Below are 21,202 nucleotides of genomic sequence, written 5' to 3'. Positions count from 1 at the left end.
CCGGTAGCGCCGCCGGCCGGAGCGCAGGGGCCGGCCGGCCGCCGGACAGGGAAAGACCGAACAACGTCAGGAGGTCGAATCTTGAGCGCCAACTACCCGATCCGAACTGTTGTCTTCCCGGTTGCCGGGCTCGGCACCCGCTTCCTGCCGGCCACCAAGGCCAGTCCCAAGGAGATGCTGCCGGTGGTCGACAAGCCGCTGATCCAGTACGCGGTGGAGGAGGCGGTGGCCGCCGGGGCCGAGTACCTCGTCTTTGTGACCGGCCGCACCAAGCGCGCCATCGAGGATCACTTTGACACCGCCACCGAGCTTGAGCGGGAGCTCGAGGCCAAGGGCAAGGAGAAGCTCCTCCAGCTGGTCAAGGATACTGTGCCTAAGGGGGTGAGCTGCATCTACATCCGCCAGGGCGAAGCCCTGGGGCTCGGTCACGCCGTGGCCTGTGCCCGGCCGGCGGTCGGTCGTCGCGAGCCGTTCGGCGTCATCCTCGCCGACGATCTGATCAATGCCGGCGACGACGCCCCGGCCCTGGCCCAAATGGCCGGAGTGGCGGCCTGGCGAGGCGGCTCGGTGCTCGGCGTCGAGCGCGTCCCGCAGGCCGAGACGGACAAGTACGGCGTCGTCGAGGGCGAGACCGTCGGCGACGGTGTCACCGCCGTCAGCGCCATGGTCGAGAAGCCCAGCCCCGCCGAGGCGCCGTCCAACCTGGCGGTGGTCGGGCGCTATATCCTCTCGCGCAACATCTTCCACCACCTGGATCGGACCCGCCCCGATCACCGCGGCGAGATCCAGCTGACCGACGCCATCGTCTCGCTGATGGCCGAGGAGCCGGTGTACGCTTACGAGTACGCCGGCGAGCGCTACGACTGCGGCAGCAAGTTCGGCTACCTGCAGGCTACCGTGGCCTACGGGCTCGAGCACCCGGAGCTCGGCCCGGATTTCCGGGACTATGTCAGAGGGTTGGGGGACGACGCCTGAGCGGCTCCCGCCCCGGCCAACAGGAGGACGCCATGGCCCGCGCCGTCCGCATCCAGCAAACGGGTGGCCCCGAGCAGTTGCAGGTCGAAGAGGTTGAGGTGCCCGCCCCGGGCGCCGGCGAGGTGCTGCTCCGCCAGACTGCCTGCGGGGTCAACTTCATCGACTGCTACCACCGCAGCGGGCTGTATCCGCTGCCGCGACTGCCGCACGGCATCGGCGTGGAGGCCAGCGGCGTGGTCGAGGCGGTTGGCGAGGGGGTCCGCGAGGTGCAGGTGGGCGAGCGCGTGGCCTACGCCACGCCGCCGCCGGGGGCCTACGCCGAGGCCCGCATCCTGCCGGCGGAACGGCTGATTCCGGTCCCCGACGAGATCGACGATGCGGTGGCCGGCGGCACCACCCTGCGCGGCCTGACCGCCTGGCTGCTGCTGCACCGCACGTTCACGGTCCGCCGTGGGCACACGTTGCTGGTCCATGCCGCCGCCGGCGGCGTGGGGCAGATCCTCTGCCAGTGGGCCGACGCCCTCGGGGCCACCGTGATCGGCACCGTGGGCGATGAGGAGAAGGCGCAGGTGGCTGCGGAGCACGGCTGCCACCATCCGATTGTCTACACCCGGGACGACTTCCGCGAGAAGGTCGAGGCGATCACCGGTGGCCGGGGTGTGGACGTGGTCTACGACTCCGTGGGGGCGGCCACGTTTGAGGGGTCGCTGGACTGCCTGCGCCCGCTGGGGCTGATGGTCAGCTACGGGAATGCCTCTGGGGCGCCGCCGGCGATTGAGCCGGGGTTGCTGGCGCAGAAGGGGTCGCTGTTCCTGACCCGTCCGGTGCTGTTCCACTACATCGCCGATCGCCACGAGTTGCTGGCCGGCGCCTCGGCGTATTTCGATGCGCTCACCCAGGGCGTGATCGAGCCCCGGGTGGGGCGGCGCTACCCGCTGGAGAAGGCGGCGCAGGCCCACACGGATCTGGAGGCCCGGGCGACCAGCGGGGCCACGGTGCTCGATCTCGGCGCAGCGGGTTGACCCCGGCGCGGGGGATGCCCCGGGTCCGCCGGCGTCGAACGAGCGCGCCCCTGCGGGGTTCCCTGCGCTGCTCACCGGCGCGGGGCCGCTCGCTTAACTCGCGGCGCTGCCGCGCCGCTCGGACAAAACCTCGCTGACCAGCGCGAACCCGCAAAGGTTCGCGCTGGCCCCCGCGCCGGCTGCGCTGCTCGGCGCGCTCAATGACGCCGGCGGACCAGGGGGCCTCCCCCGCGCCGGGGTCAGTCCCGCAGATGCCCGGCAACGGCACGGAGGTCGTCCAGGTCGCGCACGTCGGCGGCGCGAAGCGGCACGTAGTAGCGCCGCCGATCGGCAAAGTGCTGCTCGATCGCCGCCAGGTGCTCCGCCTCGGCCTCGCGGCGGCGGGCGACGAAGGTGCCGTCGGCCTCCTCCGGCAGCACCTTGTTGATCACCAGCGCCCCCACCCGCAAGCGGTGGCTGTCGAGTTCCGCCAGCGCGCGCCGCGTCTCCTCCACCGGCAGGTGTTCCGGGGTGAGGACGAAGACGAAGGCCGTCATGGCCGGATCCAGCATCAGATCGCGGACCGCCGCGATCCGCCGGCGCCGCTCGCTGAGTAGATCGTAGAGCGGATCCTCGGGCACCTCGCCATCGCCGAGCCACTGCGAGCGCTCGCGGTTGTGCTCCGTGCGCCGGCGCAGCAGGCCGTCTACCCAGGCGCCCATGAGCTCCGGCAGGGTCAGTAGCCGGATGGTGTGCCCCGTGGGTGCGGTGTCGAAGACCACTTGATCGTAGCCCTGCGCCTCGCCCGGGTGCGCCTCGTCCAGCAGGATCCCCACCATGCGGTCGAACAGGGCCGCCTCGTACGCCCCGGGGGCGCGGCCGGCCATGTCGATCTGCCGTTCCGCCTCCTCGATCATGGTCGAGCGGACCGTGGCCCGGATGTTCTGCTTGACCTGCTCGATGTAGCGGGCGCACTCGGCGTCCGGGTCGATCTCGATGGCATCGAGGTTCCCGGCCACGCGGGTGGGCTCCCCGCCGAGGGGGCGGCCGAAGGCGTCGCCCAGGTTGTGGGCCGGGTCGGTGGAGACCAGCAGGACCCGTTGCCCGCTGTCCGTCGCGGCCATTGCATGGGCGGCTGCCGTGGTGGTCTTGCCCACGCCGCCCTTGCCGGAGAAGAACAGGATCGGTTCGCTGATCACCGCTTGGCCTCCCGCGGTTCGTCGTTCAGCAGCACCGGATGTGGTCCAGCGGCGAGTGATCCATCCCCATGCGCTGGTGCCACTCATGGTAAGACTCGATCAGTGCCGGGTAGAGCTCCAGGGTGTAGTAGGAGGCCGGGTTGGGGAGGCCCATGGCCTCCCCGAAGAGCATCAGCAGGATCAGGTCCTCCTGGTCCTGCAGCTCCCGCTTGACCTCGGCGTCGTGGCCGAGGCGCAGCGACTGATCGTAGCCGCGCAGCAGCTGCTGAAGCCGTTCCCACCAGGAGCCGTCCGTGGCGCTCATGACCGCCCCTCGCGCTCCGGCTCTTCGTCGGCCGGGTCCCGCAGCGCCTCGAGTTCGTCACGGCTGCGGAACAGCCGCACCGCCTCGAGCAGGATCCAGATGGCGAAGCCGAGGATCACCGCGCCCAGGCCGAAGAGCAGCCACTCGGCGTCGGCTTCGCGCAGGCCGGACCACTCGAGGACCACCTGCTCGGTCATCGCCCAGATGGTCATCGCCAGCAGGAAGACCATCGGGATCAGCGTCGGGATGGGGCTGCGGCCCTTCCGGTAAAGCCACAGCGAGATCAGCATCAGGGTGATCCCGGCCAGCAGCTGGTTGGAGGTGCCGAACAGCGGCCAGAGCAGATAGCCGCCGGAGCCGAGCCCCTCGCCGCCGTCGGGGACCAGCACCAGGAAAGCGGTCAGGCCCACGGCCAGCGAGGTGGCCACGTGGCGGCGGGTGAGGTTGGGGATGCGGTACTCGGTGCCCAGCTCGCCGATGATATAGCGCAGCAGGCGCACCGCCGAGTCCAGCGTGGTGGCGGCGAAGCAGACGATGATCAGGGCGACGATGGTGGCGGCCACGTCGGAGGGGATGCCGATGCCGCCGGCCAGTTGCGAAGCCCCCTCGACGAAGTTGCCGACACCGGCCTGGCCGGCGGCGGCGAAGCTCGAGTAGCTGTCGGTGAACTCGGCGGTGCTGGCGAACAGCGTGGCTACGGCGATGATGGTGATCAGCGCCAGGGTGCCTTCGCCGAGCGCCCCCAGGTAGCCCACCGTGCGGGCGTCGGTCTCCTTGTCCAACTGCTTCGAGGACGTCCCCGAGGCCACCAGGCCGTGGAAGCCGGAGATGGCGCCGCAGGCGATGGTGATGAACAGCAGCGGGAACCAGGAGGTGGTCGCCTCGGTGTTGTAGGCCGGGGCCGTGACCTCGGGCTGCATCACGAACAGGCCGAGGTAGAGGATGCCCAGGCCGACGACCAGCTGCTGAGCGTTGATGTAGTCCCGCGGCTGCAGGAGCTTCCACACCGGCAGGGTGCTGGCGAAGTAGACGTAGGCCAGCAGGACCAGGATCCACACCAGGAAGCTCGCCGGTGTGGCCTCCAGCCCGAACAGGGCTGTGGTCTCGCCCTCGCCGCCGAACCAGCGCACCAGGTCGATCTGCAGGAACTCGTAGTGCGTGGTGAGGATCGCCGTTCCGTACATGATCACCAGTGCGATCAGCGACGGCACCAGCAGGCTGCCGCCGCGGCGCAGGACCATGTAGCCGATCCAGATCGCCACCGGCACCTGCAGGACCACGGGCAGGACGGCCGCCGGGTTGCTGATGAACAGGTTGGCGATCACCCAGGCGAAGACCGCGTTCACCATCAGGATGAGGATCAGGATGATGAACAGGAACAGGAGCTTGGCGCGGCGGCCGATAAGGCGGTTGGCCATGGTGCCCACCGACTGACCGCGGTGGCGGTTGGAGAGCACCAGGGCGCCGAAGTCGTGCACGCCGGCGGCGAAGACGGTCCCCAGGGCCACCCAGGCCAGCGCTGGTCCCCAGCCCCAGTACATGGCGATGGCCGGCCCGACGATGGGCGCGGCGCCAGCGACCGAGGTGAAGTGGTGCCCCCAGAGCACCCACTTGTTGGTGGGGACGAAGTCGACGCCGTCCCGGTAGCGGTGGGCGGGGGTGGTGAAACGCGGATCCAGGCGGTAAATCCGCTCCGCCAGGAATCGCGAGTACCAGAGCCAACCGAAGATGTAGAGGGCGACAACGGCAACCGCAAGCCAGATGGCATTCATTTCGCCTTCCTTTCCCCGTAGTCTGTGCCGGTGGTTAACGGACTATAATTCACACGGTACGCCGAAAAACAGCCTGCACGACCCAAGGGGGACTTATGAGTTCGATAGTGGTTGGCATGGACGGCTCCACAGGCGCGCAGCGTGCCCTGAACTGGGCCGTCAATGAGGCGGCGCTGCGCCGGTGCCCGGTACGCGCGGTCTACGTCATCGACCGGCGCTACCTGGATTCCGATCTCGGCGTTCTGGTTGCCCCCGCCGCCTCGGAGTTGGAGGCGGAAGCGCAGGCGATCCTCGATCGGGCGGTCAACGGGGTCGGCGAGCTCCCCGAGGGCGTCGAGATCCGTAAGGAGGTGGTGCACGCCGAGCGCCATGGGATCGTCGGCACGCTGCTCGACCAGGCGGGGCAGGATGCCGAGCTGTTCGTGGTGGGCAGTCGGGGCCACGGCGGCTTTGCCGGGCTGCTGCTCGGCTCGGTGAGCCACCAGGTGCTTCAGCACGCGACCTGCCCGGTGGTGGTGGTCCCCCACGGGCGTGACGCCTAGAAGGTTCGCAGCGCCCCGGGCCTAGCGCTGCGGGAAGCGCCGCCAGGCGTCGCGGCCGTAGATCTCCGGGAAGGTGCCGAGGATCTCCGACTGCTCTTGGCGGATGCCTTGCTGGAGTTCGCGGAAGCCGGCCTCGAGTTCAGCGTCGCGGCCCAGGTTGCGCATCTCGGTGCCCGTCGCACGCATCTCCTCCCGGGCCTGGCGGTCGCCGGCGTCCGGGTCCATCTGATATCCGCCGGGCCACTGGCGGGGATCGCTGTAATCCGGCCGCGGCTCGGCCTGCTCCGCGGCGGGTGGTTGCCCGTAGCCGGTGCAGCCGCCCGCCATCAGGGCGGCGAGCAGCAGGGATCCGAGGCCGATCGCCGTTGTCCAGCTTCGATCCTTCATCCTTGGCAGTATGCGATGCGCCACGCCGTCGGGGAACCCCCGCCCGACGTCGTCGATGGGCGCGGTCCGGCACGAAAAAAGCCGCGGCGGGGCCGCGGCCGGTGGAGTGGTCGGCGCGCCGGAGGTTACCCGTCGTCGGCTTGGACCTGGATGCGCTTGGCGGGCTCTTCCTGGCGCTTGGGGACCGTCACCTCCAGGACGCCGTTGCGGGCGCGGGCCTGAATCCCTTCCGCGTCCACGTTGTCGGGCAGCGTGAAGCGGCGGAAGAAGGTGCCGCGGACCCGCTCCATGCGCTTCCAGTTGGCGCCGCTCTCCCTCTCCTCGGACTCGCGCTGGCCCTTGATGGTCAGCATGCCGTTGTCCATGGCTACCTCGATCTCCTCGGGGGAGACGCCGGGCAGGTCCACGTGGACCACGTAGTTCTGCTCATCCTCGTGGATATCCACGGCCGGCAGCCAGTTGCTGGCGGTCTCGCCGTTGTCGTCGCCGGCTTGCGCCATGGCGCCTGGGCGAGCCGAGCCCGGTGCAAAGATCCGGTCCAGGTCGCTCTGCAGGTCGCGCAGCGTGCTCCAGGGGTCGTAACGCATGATGGCCATACGCATCACCTCCTGTCTGGTTATACTGGGGGGTTCTTCGGAGCGGGGCCCGGTGGGCGGCGTCCCCGTCCGTAACAGTAAGGATGGAGGCGGGTTTGGCTTTTTCAAGTGGCCGCGAGCCGGGGGCGCGCTCCCCGCTCCGGAAATGGCACGCGCGCCTGCAGGCGCTGGTCGAGGCGCCGCTTTTCCAGAACACGGTCATTGCCGTGATCTGCATCAACGGTGTCACTCTGGGGCTGGAGACCTCCGACGACCTGGTGGCCTGGAGCCGCGGCGCCATCCCGCTGATCAACGAGATCATCCTCGCCTTCTTCGTCGTGGAGATCACGCTGCGGGTCGTCGCCTGGGGGCCGCGCTTCTTCCGCGGGCCCTGGAACCTGTTCGATTTCGGTATCGTGGCCATCTCTCTGGTGCCCGACGCCGGCGCCTACACGGTGCTCCGCGCGCTGCGCATCCTGCGCCTGCTGCGCCTGCTCTCTCAGGTATCGCGGCTGCGGGTGATCGTCGAGTCGCTGCTGCGCGCGCTGCCGGGCATCGGCTGGATCGGTGCGCTGCTCGGGCTGGTTTACTACGTCTTCGCCGTGATGGGTACCGAACTCTACGGCGACACCTTCCCGGACTGGTTCGGCAGCATCGGCGCGAGCATGTACACGCTGTTCCAGGTGATGACGCTGGAAAGCTGGTCGGAGGCCATCGCGCGGCCCGTCATGGAGGAGCACACCGGGGCCTGGTTCTACTTCGTGACCTTCATCTTGGTTTCAGCGTTTACCGTTCTGAACCTTTTCATCGGTATCATCGTCAATAGCATGCAGTCCCTGCACTGGGAAGAAGAGGAAGAGAAACGGGTGGCCACGGAGCAGAAAGCGCACGACGAGCGCGAGGAGATGCTCCGCCACCTGCGCGAGTTGCACGCGAAAGTCGATAGGCTGGAGCAACGGGTCCAAGCAGACGGAGCGAGTCATGGAAACGGTCAGAATCCGGATTGAGGGCATGAGTTGTGCCCATTGCGAGGCCTCGGTGCGCGAGGCTCTGGAGAGCCTGCCCGGGGTCGAGCGGGTGGTCAGCGTCAGCGCTGAGGACGACGAGGCCGCCGTGGAAGGGCGTCCCGATCCGGCGATGGTCGCCCAGCGCCTGGAAGAGCTGGGCTTTACCGGTATGGTGACCGACGATTAGCGTCCCGATATTCGGGCGCGAGGAGGCTGATTGGCCGAGGCGCGCGTTGAACTGAGCGTTGAGGGCATGTCCTGCGCCTCGTGCGTGGCGCGGGTGGAGCGCATTGCCCAGCGTCTGCCGGGGGTCAGCGAAGCCTCCGTCAGCCTTGCCACCGAACGGGCCAGCATCGCCTACGATCCGGCCCGTGTGAGTCCCGCTACGATCGCTGAGGCCCTGACCCGGGGTGGGTTTCGGGCCTCGCCGCGGAAGAGTGACGAGGCCGCCGCTGCGGGTCGCGATCGGGAGCTGAGCGGTCTGTGGCGTGATCTGGTTTTGGCCGCTGCACTGACCGTCCCGCTGGTCCTGGTGGCCATGGGCCCGATGCTTTGGCCGGCCCTGGCGGATGCCATGGCGGCACTGGCGCCGGATCGGGCCTGGCTGTGGGTCGAGTGGGCGCTGGCCACGCCGGTGTTGGCCTGGGCGGGGCGGCGTTTCTTCAGCCACGGCTTGCCCGCACTGCGCCGGCTGGCCCCCGAGATGAATACCCTGGTGATGCTCGGTACCTCGGCGGCGTGGTGCTACTCCACCGCGGTGTTGGTTGCCCCCGGGCTGTTTCCCGAGGAGGCCCGCGGCGTCTATTTCGAGGCGATCGGCGTGATCATCACGCTGGTTCTCGTCGGGCGCTACCTCGAACTCAAGAGCCGCGGGCGGGCCTCCCAGGCTATTCAGCGGTTGATGGCCCTGCAGGCCCCGACGGCCCGGGTGGAGCGCGATGGCGCGGTTCGCGAGGTCCCGGTTGAGGAGGTGCAGCCCGGCGAGCGGGTGCTGGTGCGCCCCGGCGAACGGGTGCCGGTGGACGGCGAGGTCATCGAGGGCTCGAGTTACGTCGACGAGTCCATGGTCACCGGCGAGCCGGTGCCGACGGCCCGGGGCGCCGGGGACGAGGTCATCGGTGGCACCATCAACGGCAGCGGCGCATTTGCCTTCCGGGCCACCCGGGTCGGGGGCGACACCGTCCTTGGCCAGATCGTGCGCATGGTCGAGGGGGCCCAGGCCTCCAAGCCGCCCATCCAGTCCCTGGTGGACCGGGTGGCCGGGGTGGTCGTCTGGGGGGCCATCTTCCTGGCACTGGGCGCGGTGGTGCTGTGGACCATGCTGGGGTTCGGTATCGATCACGCCCTGGTCGTGGCCGCGGCGGTCCTGCTGATCGCCTGCCCCTGCGCCATGGGTCTGGCCACGCCCATGGCCATCATGGTGGGCACCGGGCGGGGGGCCGAGCAGGGCATCCTCTTCCGCCGGGGGGCTGCCTTCCAGGCCTCGGCGGGGATCGACACCGTGGTCCTGGACAAGACCGGGACCCTGACCGAGGGGCGTCCCGCCCTGACGGAGCTGGTGCCCGGCGGCGACTGGCAGTACGACGAGGTCCTGGCGCAGGCCGCTGCCGTGGAGGCGCACAGCGAGCACCCGTTGGGTGTGGCCGTGGTGGCGGCCGCGCAGGAGCGGGGGCTGGCGGTACCGGCCGCCGAGCAGGTCGAGGCCGTGGCCGGCTTCGGTATCCGCGGTCGGGTCGCCGGCACCGATGTGGCCGTCGGCGCGCGGCGCTATATGGAGCAGCTGGGCGCGGACATCGAGCCGGATCAGGCGGCGGAGGCCGACGCCCTGGCCCGGCGTGGGCGGACGCCGATGTACGTCGCCGTCGACCGTCGCGTCGCCGGTCTGGTGGCGGTCTCCGACCCGATCAAAGATGGCGCGGTGGACGCCGTGGCGGCCCTGCAGGGGCTGGGGCTGCGCACGGTGATGCTCACCGGCGATGACCGCGCCACCGCCGAGGCGGTGGCCGCCGAGCTGGGCATCCGCGAGGTGCGCGCCGAGGTGCTGCCAGCGGACAAGGAGACGGCGATCCGGGATCTACAGGCCGAGGGGCGGCACGTGGCCTTCGTCGGTGACGGCATCAACGACGCGCCGGCCCTGGCGCGGGCGGACGTGGGGGTGGCCGTGGGCACGGGCACCGACGTGGCCATCGAGGCCGGCGACGTGGTGATCATGGCCGGCGATCCGCGCAGCGTGGCGCGCGGTCTGGGACTGGCCCGTCAGACCTTCCGGACCATCCGGCAGAACCTGTTCTGGGCTTTCGTCTACAACGTGACCCTGATGCCGGTGGCCGCGGGGGCGCTGTACCCGTTCTTCGGTGTGCTCCTCTCGCCGATGATGGCCGCCGGGGCGATGAGCCTCTCGAGCCTGCTGGTGGTGACCAACAGTCTGCGGTTGCGCCGGACGGTGCTGCCCGGCGGAGGGCTGGAGCCGGCGCCGGCGCCGGGGCGCTGAGCCGGGCCGCTCAGCCGCCGAGCAGCGGGCCCAGGTAGGCGGCGGTGTGGGATGCCTCTGCGGTGGCGACGGTCTCCGGCGGGCCGGCCGCCAAGACCTGCCCGCCGCCGTCGCCCCCCTCCGGGCCGAGGTCGATGATCCAGTCCGCGCAGCGCATGATGTCCAGATCGTGCTCGACCACCACCACTGTGTTGCCGTGGTCGCAAAGGCGCTGGAGCACCGCCAGCAGCTGCTCCACGTCGGCGAAGTGCAGCCCGGTGGTCGGCTCGTCGAGGATGTAGAGGTTGCGGCCGTGCTCGCGCCGGGAGAGCTCCCGGGCCAGCTTCACGCGCTGCGCCTCGCCGCCGGAGAGGGTCGTCGCGCTCTGCCCCAGGCGCAGGTAGCCCAGGCCCACCTCGCGCAGGGTTTCAAGCTTGCGCCGGATGCCGGGGACCGCCTCGAAGAAGTCGTGGGCCTGGTCCACGGTCATCTCCAAGACCTCGTGGATGGTGTAGCCGCGGTAGCGGATCTCCAGGGTCTCGCGATTGAAGCGGGTGCCGTGGCAACTATCGCAGGCTACGTAGAGATCCGGCAGCAGGTGCATCTCGACGCGCACCACGCCCTCACCCTGGCACGCCTCGCAGCGCCCGCCCTGGACGTTGAACGAGAAGCGCCCCGGCTTGTAGCCACGGGCCCGTGCCTCGGGCGTGGCCGCGAAGAGCTCGCGCACCGGGCCGAAGACCCCGGTGTAGGTCGCCGGATTGGAGCGCGGCGTCCGGCCGATGGGGCTCTGGTCGATATCCACCACCTTCTCGAAGTGCTCAAGCCCTTGGAGGCCGTCGTGCTCCGCAGGGCTGGTCTGGGCGCCGTTGAGATCGCGGGCGGCGCTGCGGTAGAGGGTGTCGTTGATCAGCGTCGACTTGCCGGAACCGGACACCCCGGTTACGCAGGTCAGCAGGCCCACGGGGATTTCGGCGCTCACGTCCTGCAGGTTGTGGCCGCGGGCGCCGGTGATCCGCACCCAGCGTTCGTCCTCCGGCGGTCGCCGGCGCTGCGGCAGCGGGATGCTGCGCCGGCCGCTGAGGAAGGCACCGGTGACCGAATCCGGGTGCTCGGCGACCGCCTGTGGCGGGCCCGCGGCCACGACCGTGCCACCGTGGACGCCCGCTCCGGGCCCCATGTCGATGATGTGATCGGCGGCGCGCATGGCATCCTGCTCGTGCTCGACCACGATGACGCTGTTGCCCAGATCGCGGAGCCGGCGCAGGGTGTCGAGTAGCCTGCCGTGGTCACGGGGGTGGAGCCCGATGGAGGGTTCGTCGAGGACGTAGAGCACTCCCACCAGGCCGGCGCCGATCTGGCTGGCCAAGCGGATGCGCTGGGCCTCCCCGCCGGATAGCGTTTCCGCCGCCCGGTCGAGGGTCAGGTAGCCCAGCCCCACATCCTCCAGGAACCCGAGACGCTGCCGGATCTCCTCGAGGATTGGCCGGGCGATGGCCCCGCGGGCGCCCTCCGGCTCCAGGGCCCGCGCACGCTCGCGGGCAACATGGATCGGCAGCGCCGCGATCTCTGGCAGGTTGTAGCCCTCCACCCGCACGTTCCGGGCGCGCTTGTTGAGCCGTCCGCCGCGGCACTCCGGGCAGGTGCGTTGCGCCATGAAGCGGCCCAGCTCTTCTCGCACCGTGGCGGAGTCGGCCTCGCGGAAGCGTCGCTCCAGGTTGGGGATGACACCTTCGAAGGGGTGGACCCGCTCCGTGTGACCGTTGCGGCCGGGGTAGCGGAAGGTGATCGGCTCGTCCCCCGAGCCGTAGAGGATGCAGTCCCGGGTCGGCTCCGGCAGTTCGGCCCACGGGGTCTCGAGGCTGAATCCGTAGTGCGCGGCCAGCCCCTCCAGGATGGCGAAGTAGTAGAGGTTGCGCCGGTCCCACCCGCGGATCGCTCCTTCGGCGGGCGTGAGCTGGGGGCGGCTGACCACCCGCTCCGGGTCGAAGAAGTGCTGTGTCCCCAGGCCGTCGCAGGTCGGGCAGGCGCCTTCCGGGTTGTTGAACGAGAACATGCGCGGCTCCAGCGGCTCCACCGCGTGGCCGCACTGCGGGCAGGCCGGCTGCGCGGAGAAGGCCAGCGGCTCGCGCTCGGGCGCGTCCATCCAGGCGGCCCGTACGACGCCTTCGCCGATGCGAAGCGCCGTCTCGATGGAGTCGGCCAGCCGCCCGGCCAGGTCGTCGCGCACGCGGAAGCGGTCGATCACCGCCTCGATGTCGTGCTTGCAGTCCCCATCGAGCTGGGGTAACGGGTCGAGCTCGACGACCCGGCCGTCGATCCGCACGCGGATGTAGCCCTGGCTGCGCAGCTGTTCCAGCGTGCGCTGCTGTTCGTCCGGGTGCCAGTCGGCTGCCGGGGCGAGCAGCATCATCTTGGTGCCCGCGGGCTCGGCGAGGATGCGATCGACCATCTCCGAGACGCTGCTCGCCTCCAGCGCCACCTGGTGCTCGGGGCAGTAGGGGGTGCCGGCGCGGGCGAAGAGCAGGCGCAGGTAGTCGTGGATCTCGGTGACGGTGCCCACCGTGGAACGGGGGTTGTGGGACGCCGACTTCTGCTCCACGGAGATCGCCGGGGAGAGACCCTCGATGTGGTCCACGTCGGGCTTGTCCATCATCGACAGGAACTGCCGCGCATAGGCCGAGAGGGACTCGACGTAGCGCCGTTGCCCTTCGGCGTACAGGGTGTCGAAGGCCAGCGACGACTTCCCGGAACCCGAGGGCCCGGTGATCACCACCAGGCGGTTGCGCGGGATGTCGATATCCAGGTTATCGAGGTTGTGGGTGCGGGCGCCGCGGATGCGGATATGGTCCATGCTGCTCTCGACGCGGGATAGCGGGCGAACCCTCTACGGTATCGCGCCGCCGGCATCCTGTCAGGTTGCCGGTGCCAAGGGGGTCGGTTTCGCCGCGCCGGCAAAACCTTTACATTGAGGCCACCTGCGGGGTGACGCACAGGGAGGGTGTGCACCCTGCTCGCCCGACCGCCCAGCGGTTCTCGATCCCACTGTTCAGTAAAGCATTTTTTTTGGAGGAGCACGGCCATGGCCAGCAGAGGTGTCAACAAGGTCATCTTGATCGGCAACCTGGGGAGGGACCCCGAGGTTCGATATACCGCGTCGGGTAGCGCGGTGGCCAATCTCGCCCTGGCAACCTCGGATACCTGGCGCGACCGTCAGACCGGTGAGCAGCAGGAGCGCACCGAGTGGCATCGCGTGGTCATGTTCAACCGGCTTGGCGAGATCGCCGGCGAGTATCTGCGCAAGGGCAGCAAGGTCTATATCGAGGGGCGCCTGCAGACGCGCAAGTGGCAGGATCAGAATGGCCAGGACCGCTACACCACGGAGATCGTCGCCAACGAGATGCAGATGCTCGACAGCCGAAGCGGCGGTGGTGGTGCCCCGATGGGCGGCGGCGAGCAGCGCCCGGCCCAGGCCCCAGCGGGGGATGCCGGCGGCGGCAGCGGCGGTAGCGGCGGCGGCATGCAGGAGGCGCCGGCGGATTTCGACGACGACATCCCGTTTTGAAGGACATGCGCCAAGACTCGTAAAGATTCTTGGGATCTCTAGGCTGGGGCGTCCGCGTAGCGCGGGCGCTCAGCCTCTGCCTACCCCGCTTTCGAGCGTCAACAACGGTCTTAGTTGATAGCCCCGGGTTCTCTCGCCCGCGTTGCCGGGCGTGCGGTGCAGGCCCCGCTTACTGGCCGGATTCCGTCAGGGACAAGGTGACCAGCAGCTGGCGCTTCGCGGCGTCCGTGCGTACCTCCGTGACACAGACCCGGTTGAAGACGCCTGTGGGCAGCGGGCCGGACCACTCCTGCTGATCGAGCCACCGGTGGATGTGCACGCGGGCCCGGGTGCCGATGATCTCCATCTCGGGCATGCGGCCGAGCGCCTTCAGGACGAAGGGGGCAGCGAAGAAGGGCGTGGTGCGCTCGAGGTGCAGCTCTACGCAGGGACCGGCGGTCCCCGGCGGTGGCGCCACGGCGATGAAGGTCACCGAGAAGGGGATCCACACCCCCTTCCTTTTCTCGCCGCTGACCACGATGCGCCCACCTTGGCGGATGCGCAGGGCCAGGTGGCGTAGGCTGGGGTCCCGGACCCCGGTGACCGTGCGCGCCATGGCGCGCTCCGGGATGGGGACGCAGACGCTACGCTGGCGCAGCCGCTCCACGATGCGCGAACCGGTCCGGATCAGCTCCTCGGGGTGCAGGTGTTCCATCCTCGCTCCTGGCGGCTCGGGTTGGCCGGCGGGGTTCCGTCCCGCGGGCCGGGCCAGTATGCCACTACGCTAGGGGGTGGCGGCGAGCCGTGCGCCTTTGGCTCGGCTGTCGGATGCGCGTCGCCGGTGCGATCCTGGGCGATCACGCATCGGTACGGGTTTGGGTTCCTCTGGAGGAGATGAGCATGAAGCGGTGCATTCGCTGGTCCGTTTTGATCCTGGTCCTGGCGCTGCTGGCCGCCGGTTGCGAGCGCGGCCAGTCCGGCCCCACCGAGCAGGAGGTTCGCGAGCTGCTGTTCGAGGACGACTCCGAGCTCTACCTCGGCGACGTGAAGGTCTTCGAGTTGGTGGACTTCGAGCTGGTCTCCACCCACGAGCGCGACGACGGCTCCTACCTGATCCGCGTGCGCAAGGAGGTGGCCATCACCGAGGATGGTGTCGAGTTGTTGCGCGATCCCGGGGCCTTCGGCGACCGGGCCTTCAGTACCGATACGCCGCTGGACAGCCTGGAGATGGTCCTCTCGCTGTGGGGGTTCGCCCTGCGCCAGGCCGGCCAGGTGGAGCCGGGCAGCACCATGGAGCACAAGGACGAGCTGGAACTGGTGCGGACGGATCAGGGCGAGTGGCGGATCTGGTAGGATCCCGGGCGGTCGGCGCGGCGGTCCGGTACGGGCGCTCGCCGGCCCGCAGCAGTCAGCCGCCACCCGTGAGGCCCCCCATGCGAGGCATCCGCAGTGCCGTTTACGACGCCTTGATCCTCCGGCTTACCGCCCGCTGGTACGCGGCGGTGCTTGAGCAGCTGCCGGCGGGGGCGCATGTGTTGGATGTCGGCGTCGGGACGGCAGGCGCCTTGCTGGCCAACGCCGGGCAGTTGCGCGAGCGGGATCTGCGGGTGACCGGGGTCGATATCGACGGCGACTACATCGAGCGGGCCCGCCGCCGGGTTGCCGCCTCCGCGGTGGCCGATCGGGTCACGCTTCGCCACGAGTCCGTCTACGACCATCATGGCGGGCCCTACGACGCGGTCTACTTCTCGGCCAGCTTCATGCTCCTGCCGGAGCCGGAGCGGGCCCTGCGCCACGGCTGCAAGCTCCTGCGTCCGGGAGGACGCCTGGTGTTCACCCAGACCATCCAGCGGCGGCGTGCTCCGTGGCTCGAGCGCCTCAAGCCCATGCTCAGGCGCCTGACCAGCATCGATTTCGGGCGCGTGACTTATGAGGAGCCGTTCCGGGCCCAGCTTCGGGCCGCTGGCCTCGAGCTGGAGCGCTTCGAAACCCTCGCCGAGCACGGCGGGCGCGCCTCCTGTTTGGTGCTGGCCCGGCCGGGGGGCGACGCGTCGGGTACCTGAGCCACCGCCCTGTACGGCGCATGGGGCGTCGGGTACGCTAGAGCCCGTTTGATCCCCGGTCCATCTGCGCGAGAGGAAGGATACCCGTGCGAATCCTCGTCACCGGCGTGGCCGGTTTCATCGGCATGCATTTGGCCCGGCAGCTGATCGAGGCGGGCCATCAGGTCGTCGGCATCGACAACCTCTGCGACTACTACGACGTCACCCTCAAGCAGGCGCGCCTCGACGAGCTGCGCCGCTGCGGCGGGGACTTCTACTTCGCCCGCGTCGATCTCGCCGATGCCGCGGGTATCGACGCGCTCTTCCGCGAGGGGCGTTTCGATCGCGTCATCCATCTGGCCGCTCAGGCCGGGGTGCGCTACTCGCTGGACAATCCGCGCGCCTATCTGGACAGCAACCTGGTGGGCTTCGGCAACATCCTCGAGGGCTGTCGCCACCACGACGCCGGGCACCTGGTCTACGCCTCGTCGAGTTCGGTTTACGGCGCCAATACGCGCATGCCGTTCTCGGTCCACGACAACGTGGACCATCCAGTTTCGCTCTATGCGGCCACGAAGAAGTCCAACGAGCTGATGGCGCACACGTATGCGCACCTCTATCGCCTGCCGGTGACCGGCCTGCGCTTCTTCACCGTCTACGGCCCTTGGGGGCGCCCGGACATGGCGCCCTTCAAGTTCACACGGGCGATCCTCGCCGGGGAGCCTATTGAGGTCTACAACTACGGGCGCATGCGCCGTGACTTTACCTACATCGACGACATTGTCGACGGCGTCCTGCGCGTGATGGACACCCTGCCGGAGCCGGACCCGGCATTCTCCACCGATGCTCCGGACCCGGCGCGCAGCAATGCCCCCTACCGGGTCTACAATATCGGCAATCACCGGCCGGTGGCCCTCGAGGATTTCATCGCGGTGCTCGAGCAGGCCTGCGGGTGCCGGGCGGAGCGCCGGGAGCTGCCCATGCAGCCGGGGGACGTGGCCGCGACGTGTGCTGAGATCGACGATCTGACCGCCGCCACGGGGTGGCAGCCCCGCACGGAACTCGAGCAGGGGCTGCCGCGGTTTGTGGCCTGGTATCGAGCGTTTTACGGGGTCTGAGAGCAGGCCCCTCATGGAGTGGAGTGAATCATGAAGGTCACGATCTTCGGCAGCGGCTACGTGGGTCTGGTTACCGGGACCTGTTTCGCCGATGCCGGCAACGATGTCGTCTGTGTTGATATCGACGCGGAACGGGTGGCGCAGCTTCGGAGCGGCGAGGTTCCCATCTATGAGCCGGGACTCGACGAGATGCTCTCCTTCAACCAGGAGGAGGGCCGGTTGCGCTTTACCACCGACGCCGCCGAAGGGGTTCACCACGGGCTGTTCCAGTTTATCGCCGTGGGCACGCCGCCGGACGAGGACGGCTCGGCGGATCTGCAGCATGTGCTCGCCGTGGCCCGCAGCATCGGTCAGCACATGAACGACTACCGCGTGGTGGTCAACAAATCCACCGTGCCGGTGGGCACGGCGGACCGGGTGCGCGCCGCCCTGGGCGAGGAGCTCGCCGCCCGTGGGGAGCAGCTCGAGTACGACGTCGTCTCCAACCCGGAGTTCCTCAAAGAGGGGGCGGCCATCGACGACTTCGTCAAGCCGGACCGCATCATCGTGGGCACCGACAATCCGCGCACCGGCGAGTTGATGAAGGCCCTCTACGCCCCGTTCAACCGCAACCACGACCGGCTGCTGACCATGGATGTGCGCGCCGCGGAGCTGACCAAGTACGCCTCCAACGCGATGTTGGCGACCAAGATCAGCTTCATGAACGAGCTCTCTAGCCTGGCCGAGCGCCTGGGGGCCGACATCGAGCAGGTTCGGGTGGGGATGGGCTCCGATCCGCGGATCGGCTACCACTTCATCTACCCGGGGTGTGGCTACGGCGGCTCCTGTTTCCCCAAGGATGTCAAGGCACTGACACACACCGCCCACGAGTACGACTACCGGCCCGAGCTGCTTGAGGCGGTGGAGAACGTCAACGACCGGCAGAAGCGGTTGCTGGTGCGTCGGCTGCACGCCCACTTCGGGGAAGATCTTGCCGGGCGTACCTTCGGTCTCTGGGGGCTGGCATTCAAGCCGAATACCGACGACATGCGCGAGGCCCCCAGCCGTGTGGTCATGGAGGCGCTCTGGGAAGCCGGCGCGCGGGTGCAGGCCTACGACCCCGAAGCGATGGATGAGGCCGAGCGCGTCTACGGCAACCGCCAGGACCTGGAACTCTGCGACAACCTCTACGATGCCGTGGAGGACGCCGATGCGCTGATCGTCTGCACCGAGTGGCAGGTCTTCCGCAGCCCTGATTTCGAACGTATCCGCGATGCCCTGCGCCAACCGGTGGTGTTCGACGGGCGTAACGTCTACCCGCCATCGATGATGGAGGCCCTCGGCTTTACCTACTACGGTATGGGGCGGGGCGAGAGCATCCGCCGCCCCCTCTAGGCGGGGGTGCCGCGGGGCTTGAAACCGGCGGCGGCTGCCTCGATGACCGAGGGTGTGTGAGGCGATAGAGGATGGACCGTGCATGACGACCGCGCTGACGCACTCTCCGGTCTGGCAAGAGTTGCTTGACCAGGATGATGCCGGGCACGCCGGTGCGCTCCTTGAGACCGATCCGGGACGCGCCGAGCGGTACTGCTTGGACCACGACGATCTGCGCGTGGACCTTTCGCGCCACCCGCTCACCGATGCCACCTGGGAGCGGCTGCTGCGCCTGGCCGAGGAGCGCGGGCTGCCCCAGCGCATCGAGGCGCTGTTCTCGGGAGAGACGGTCAACGAGTCGGAGGGTCGGCCGGCCCTGCACACGGCGCTGCGCAGCAGTCCCGACGCCTGCGTGAGGGTGGACGGCGAGGACGTGATCCCGGCGGTCCACGAGGAGCTGAGGCGCATGGGCGCCTTCGTTGAGGCGCTGCGCGGGGGCGGGATCTGTGGCTACGACGGCCGGCCGCTGCGCCATGTGGTGAATATCGGGATCGGCGGTTCCGAGGCCGGAGTGACCATGGCCCACCAGGCCCTGGCCGATGGCGACGAGCCGCTGCGGCTGCATACCGTCTCCGGGGTCGATGGCCGCGAGCTGGCGGCTGTCTGGGACCGTATCGATCCGGCTGAGACCCTCTTCTGTGTCGCTTCCAAGTCTTTCTCCACCCTGGAGACACTGACCAACGCCCGGACCGCCTGGGCGTGGCTGGAAGCCGAGGCCGGGCGTCCGGTGCCTGAGCAGTTCGTCGGCATCTCGGCCAGCGATACCGCCATGGCCGAGTTCGGCATCCCCGCCGAGCGCCGTTTCCGGATCTGGGAGTGGGTCGGCGGGCGCTACTCGCTACCGTCGGCCATGGGGTTGCCACTGGCGGCGGTCATCGGCATGGAACGCTTCAACGAGTTGCGCCGCGGCATGCGCGCCATGGACGAGCACTTTCGCAGTGCGCCGGCGGCGCGGAACATCCCGCTGCTGTTGGGGCTCCTCGGGGTCTGGCAGATCAGCCTGCGCGGCGCCACCGGGCATGTGGTGCTGCCCTACCATCCGGGGCTGCGCCGGTTGCCCGCCTATTTGCAGCAGCTGGATATGGAAAGCCTCGGCAAGTCGGTCACGCGGGACGGGCAGCCGGTCGATTACCCCACCGGCACCAGTTGCTGGGGCGAGGTGGGCATCAACGGGCAGCACTCCTTCTTCCAGTGGCTGCACCAGGGCACCGGCCGGGTGATCGCCGAGTTTCTGGTCCCGGTGGAGGAGAGCGGGCTGCCCGGGCGCCACGCCGGGCTGAACCTGGCCAGTGCCCTGGGGCAAGTCCAGGCGCTGTGCCAGGGGCAGGCCCCTCGGGGAGAAGGGCCGGAGGCCGAACATCACCGCTATGAGGGCAATCGACCGGTCACGCTGGTCCTCTTCCGTCGGCTCGATGCCTTTACGCTGGGGCGGTTGCTCGCGCTGCACGAGCACCGGGTCTTTGTCCAGGCGAGCGTCTGGGGGATCAACCCGTTCGACCAGTGGGGGGTCGAACTCGGTAAGCGTGTGGCCAAGGAGTTGGCACCGGCTGCCTGCGGCGAGGCGCCACCGCCTGCGGAGGCGGATGCCGCCACCCGTCTTGCGCTGCGCTGGGCCGGGTCGCCGGGTACCGGGGCGTAGCCCTGCGGGCGTGTTGACATCTCTTTTGAGCGCTTCTAAAGTAAGAATCAAAGATTAGAAGCGTTCAAAGGTGTAGCCATGAAGCCCGCAACCGCGCTCCGTAGCCGGATCGCCCGCAGTGCGCGCCGCCCGGCGGCCAATCAGTCGTGCTGTGGCTGCCACGGGCGTCGGCGCGGGTGGCTGGACGTGGGCGATCGCAGCAGGGAAACTGACCAGCATGAAAGACATCGACAAGCCGAAGGGGCCGGTTACGCCTGGGGGCAGGCGTGGCTGGCGGGTGGCCCGCGCTAGGCACGGGTTGCTGGGGCTAGCTGCCGCTTTGGTGCTGATCCCATGGAGCGCCGCGGCCGCGGAGCAGCTGCGTGTGGCTGCCACCTTCACCATTCTGGCGGACCTGGTTGAGCAGGTCGGTGGGGAGCGGGTGACGGTCAGCAGCCTCACCCCGGTGGACGCCGAGGTTCATGAGTGGGAGCTGCAGCCGAGCAACTTCCGGGATCTTGAGCGGGCCGACTTGGTCTTCTACAACGGCTACGACTTGGAGCAGTGGATGCGCCAGGTGCGTGCCACTGCCGGGGATGGCGTGCCGGTTATTGCCGTGGCCGAGCGCTCTGGTCATGCGACCCTGCCGATCCGTACCGGCGACTTTGAGGGCGATCCGGATCCGCATCTGTGGATGGATCCGCGCGCCGTCGAGGGCTATGTGGATGCCATCCGCGACGCCCTGATCGAGCTCGACCCCGAGGGCAAGAACGTCTACCGCGACAATGCGGCCGCTTACCGGGACGAGCTGGAGGCGCTCTACGAGGAGCTCAAGGAGCGCCTCGAGGCCGTCCCCGAGGGGCGGCGCTTCCTGGTCACCAGCGAGGCGGCCTTCCCGTATTTCGCCGACGCCTTTGGCTTCGAGCACGATGGGATCTGGGGCACCAACGCCGAGCAGGAGGGGTCGCCCCGGCAGATCATGCGGGTCATCGACCGGGTCCGCGAGTGGCAGCCGGCAGCGGTGTTCTGGGAGAGCACCATCTCGGATCGCCACGTCCGATCGGTGGCCGACGAGACCGGCACCGAGATCGCTGGTCCCCTCTACGTCGATTCGCTCAGCGGACCGGATGGTCCGGCCGCCAGCTACCTGCAGCTGATGCGCCACAACGCGACGACCATCGTCCGCGCGCTGACGGAGTAGGGCGGGGCGGTTTGGCGGATCACGCGGGTAGACC

At 69.2% G+C, this 21,202-nt stretch carries 20 protein-coding genes; 13 read left to right on the top strand and 7 right to left on the bottom strand.

The window, feature by feature from the left end; translation table 11 throughout:
* The first annotated feature begins 81 nt into the window (after positions 1 to 81).
* Entirely contained in the window at positions 82 to 975 is an 894-nt protein-coding gene (galU, locus tag CCR79_RS11665) for a UTP--glucose-1-phosphate uridylyltransferase GalU (RefSeq protein ID WP_201172918.1), read from the top strand.
* Between the two features lie 32 nt (positions 976 to 1,007).
* Positions 1,008 to 1,997: a quinone oxidoreductase family protein gene (locus tag CCR79_RS11660; RefSeq protein WP_201172917.1), complete on the top strand. Its 990-nt coding sequence runs from the start codon at positions 1,008 to 1,010 to the stop codon at positions 1,995 to 1,997.
* A 239-nt stretch (positions 1,998 to 2,236) separates the two neighbouring features.
* Here the strand turns inward: CCR79_RS11660 and CCR79_RS11655 are convergent, their stop codons facing one another.
* From CCR79_RS11655 to CCR79_RS11645, 3 genes are read right to left on the bottom strand one after another with little or no spacing between them, the layout of a single operon-like run.
* Positions 2,237 to 3,175: an ArsA family ATPase gene (locus tag CCR79_RS11655; RefSeq protein ID WP_345941498.1), complete on the bottom strand. Its 939-nt coding sequence runs from the start codon at positions 3,173 to 3,175 to the stop codon at positions 2,237 to 2,239.
* A gap of 25 nt (positions 3,176 to 3,200) precedes the next feature.
* Positions 3,201 to 3,479: a cory-CC-star protein gene (locus CCR79_RS11650; RefSeq protein ID WP_201172916.1), complete on the bottom strand. Its 279-nt coding sequence runs from the start codon at positions 3,477 to 3,479 to the stop codon at positions 3,201 to 3,203.
* The gene (locus CCR79_RS11645) at positions 3,476 to 5,251 is read right to left on the bottom strand and encodes a carbon starvation CstA family protein (RefSeq protein WP_201172914.1); all 1,776 of its coding nucleotides are present in this window, start codon (positions 5,249 to 5,251) and stop codon (positions 3,476 to 3,478) included. The genes CCR79_RS11650 and CCR79_RS11645 overlap by 4 nt, the downstream gene beginning before the upstream one ends.
* A 95-nt stretch (positions 5,252 to 5,346) precedes the next feature.
* Here CCR79_RS11645 and CCR79_RS11640 point away from each other — a divergent pair, with 95 nt between their 5' ends.
* The gene (locus CCR79_RS11640; protein WP_201172912.1) at positions 5,347 to 5,793 is read left to right on the top strand and encodes a universal stress protein; all 447 of its coding nucleotides are present in this window, start codon (positions 5,347 to 5,349) and stop codon (positions 5,791 to 5,793) included.
* A 21-nt stretch (positions 5,794 to 5,814) separates the two neighbouring features.
* On the opposite strand, the gene CCR79_RS11635 is transcribed toward CCR79_RS11640, so the two are convergent.
* Positions 5,815 to 6,180, bottom strand: a complete 366-nt coding sequence (locus CCR79_RS11635; RefSeq protein ID WP_201172910.1) for a hypothetical protein — start codon at positions 6,178 to 6,180, stop codon at positions 5,815 to 5,817.
* Positions 6,181 to 6,305: 125 nt separating this feature from the next.
* Positions 6,306 to 6,776, bottom strand: coding sequence for an Hsp20/alpha crystallin family protein (locus tag CCR79_RS11630; protein ID WP_201172908.1), 471 nt, complete (start codon positions 6,774 to 6,776; stop codon positions 6,306 to 6,308).
* Positions 6,777 to 6,871: 95 nt separating this feature from the next.
* Between CCR79_RS11630 and CCR79_RS11625 the strand changes: the two genes are divergently transcribed.
* Genes CCR79_RS11625 through CCR79_RS11620 form a run of 3 tightly spaced genes read left to right on the top strand, consistent with a single transcriptional unit; the run spans position 6,872 to position 10,253 of the window.
* Positions 6,872 to 7,762 (top strand): ion transporter, encoded by an 891-nt coding sequence (locus CCR79_RS11625; RefSeq protein WP_238633495.1) that lies wholly within the window; start codon positions 6,872 to 6,874, stop codon positions 7,760 to 7,762.
* Positions 7,737 to 7,949: a heavy-metal-associated domain-containing protein gene (locus CCR79_RS13715; protein ID WP_011814972.1), complete on the top strand. Its 213-nt coding sequence runs from the start codon at positions 7,737 to 7,739 to the stop codon at positions 7,947 to 7,949. Before CCR79_RS11625 ends, CCR79_RS13715 begins: the two co-directional genes overlap by 26 nt.
* Before the next feature lie 30 nt (positions 7,950 to 7,979).
* Positions 7,980 to 10,253: a heavy metal translocating P-type ATPase gene (locus tag CCR79_RS11620; RefSeq protein WP_238633496.1), complete on the top strand. Its 2,274-nt coding sequence runs from the start codon at positions 7,980 to 7,982 to the stop codon at positions 10,251 to 10,253.
* A gap of 10 nt (positions 10,254 to 10,263) precedes the next feature.
* Here the strand turns inward: CCR79_RS11620 and uvrA are convergent, their stop codons facing one another.
* On the bottom strand, positions 10,264 to 13,086 hold the full coding sequence (gene uvrA, locus CCR79_RS11615) for an excinuclease ABC subunit UvrA (RefSeq protein ID WP_201172904.1): 2,823 nt from the start codon (positions 13,084 to 13,086) through the stop codon (positions 10,264 to 10,266).
* A gap of 228 nt (positions 13,087 to 13,314) precedes the next feature.
* Here uvrA and ssb point away from each other — a divergent pair, with 228 nt between their 5' ends.
* A complete protein-coding gene (gene ssb / locus CCR79_RS11610; RefSeq protein WP_201172894.1) occupies positions 13,315 to 13,797 on the top strand; it encodes a single-stranded DNA-binding protein in 483 nt (160 codons plus the stop codon).
* Positions 13,798 to 13,966: 169 nt separating this feature from the next.
* Here the strand turns inward: ssb and CCR79_RS11605 are convergent, their stop codons facing one another.
* Entirely contained in the window at positions 13,967 to 14,491 is a 525-nt protein-coding gene (locus tag CCR79_RS11605; RefSeq protein ID WP_201172886.1) for a hypothetical protein, read from the bottom strand.
* A gap of 185 nt (positions 14,492 to 14,676) precedes the next feature.
* On the opposite strand from CCR79_RS11605, the gene CCR79_RS11600 reads away from it, so the two are divergent.
* The 6 genes from CCR79_RS11600 (at position 14,677) to CCR79_RS11575 (ending at position 21,168) form a co-directional block, all read left to right on the top strand.
* Positions 14,677 to 15,129, top strand: a complete 453-nt coding sequence (locus CCR79_RS11600) for a hypothetical protein (RefSeq protein ID WP_201172883.1) — start codon at positions 14,677 to 14,679, stop codon at positions 15,127 to 15,129.
* 89 nt (positions 15,130 to 15,218) lie between these two features.
* Positions 15,219 to 15,839, top strand: coding sequence for a methyltransferase (locus tag CCR79_RS11595; RefSeq protein ID WP_201172999.1), 621 nt, complete (start codon positions 15,219 to 15,221; stop codon positions 15,837 to 15,839).
* Positions 15,840 to 15,925: 86 nt separating this feature from the next.
* Entirely contained in the window at positions 15,926 to 16,936 is a 1,011-nt protein-coding gene (locus CCR79_RS11590; protein WP_201172880.1) for an SDR family NAD(P)-dependent oxidoreductase, read from the top strand.
* Between the two features lie 30 nt (positions 16,937 to 16,966).
* A complete protein-coding gene (locus tag CCR79_RS11585) occupies positions 16,967 to 18,310 on the top strand; it encodes a UDP-glucose dehydrogenase family protein (RefSeq protein ID WP_201172875.1) in 1,344 nt (447 codons plus the stop codon).
* A gap of 82 nt (positions 18,311 to 18,392) precedes the next feature.
* Positions 18,393 to 19,988, top strand: coding sequence for a glucose-6-phosphate isomerase (gene pgi, locus CCR79_RS11580; RefSeq protein WP_201172872.1), 1,596 nt, complete (start codon positions 18,393 to 18,395; stop codon positions 19,986 to 19,988).
* A 217-nt stretch (positions 19,989 to 20,205) separates the two neighbouring features.
* Positions 20,206 to 21,168 (top strand): metal ABC transporter solute-binding protein, Zn/Mn family, encoded by a 963-nt coding sequence (locus CCR79_RS11575; RefSeq protein ID WP_201172869.1) that lies wholly within the window; start codon positions 20,206 to 20,208, stop codon positions 21,166 to 21,168.
* The last annotated feature ends 34 nt before the right edge of the window (positions 21,169 to 21,202 follow it).

The organism is Halorhodospira halophila (assembly GCF_016653405.1).
Lineage (GTDB): Bacteria > Pseudomonadota > Gammaproteobacteria > Nitrococcales > Halorhodospiraceae > Halorhodospira > Halorhodospira halophila_A.
This window is presented reverse-complemented; position numbering and strand designations above follow the sequence as displayed.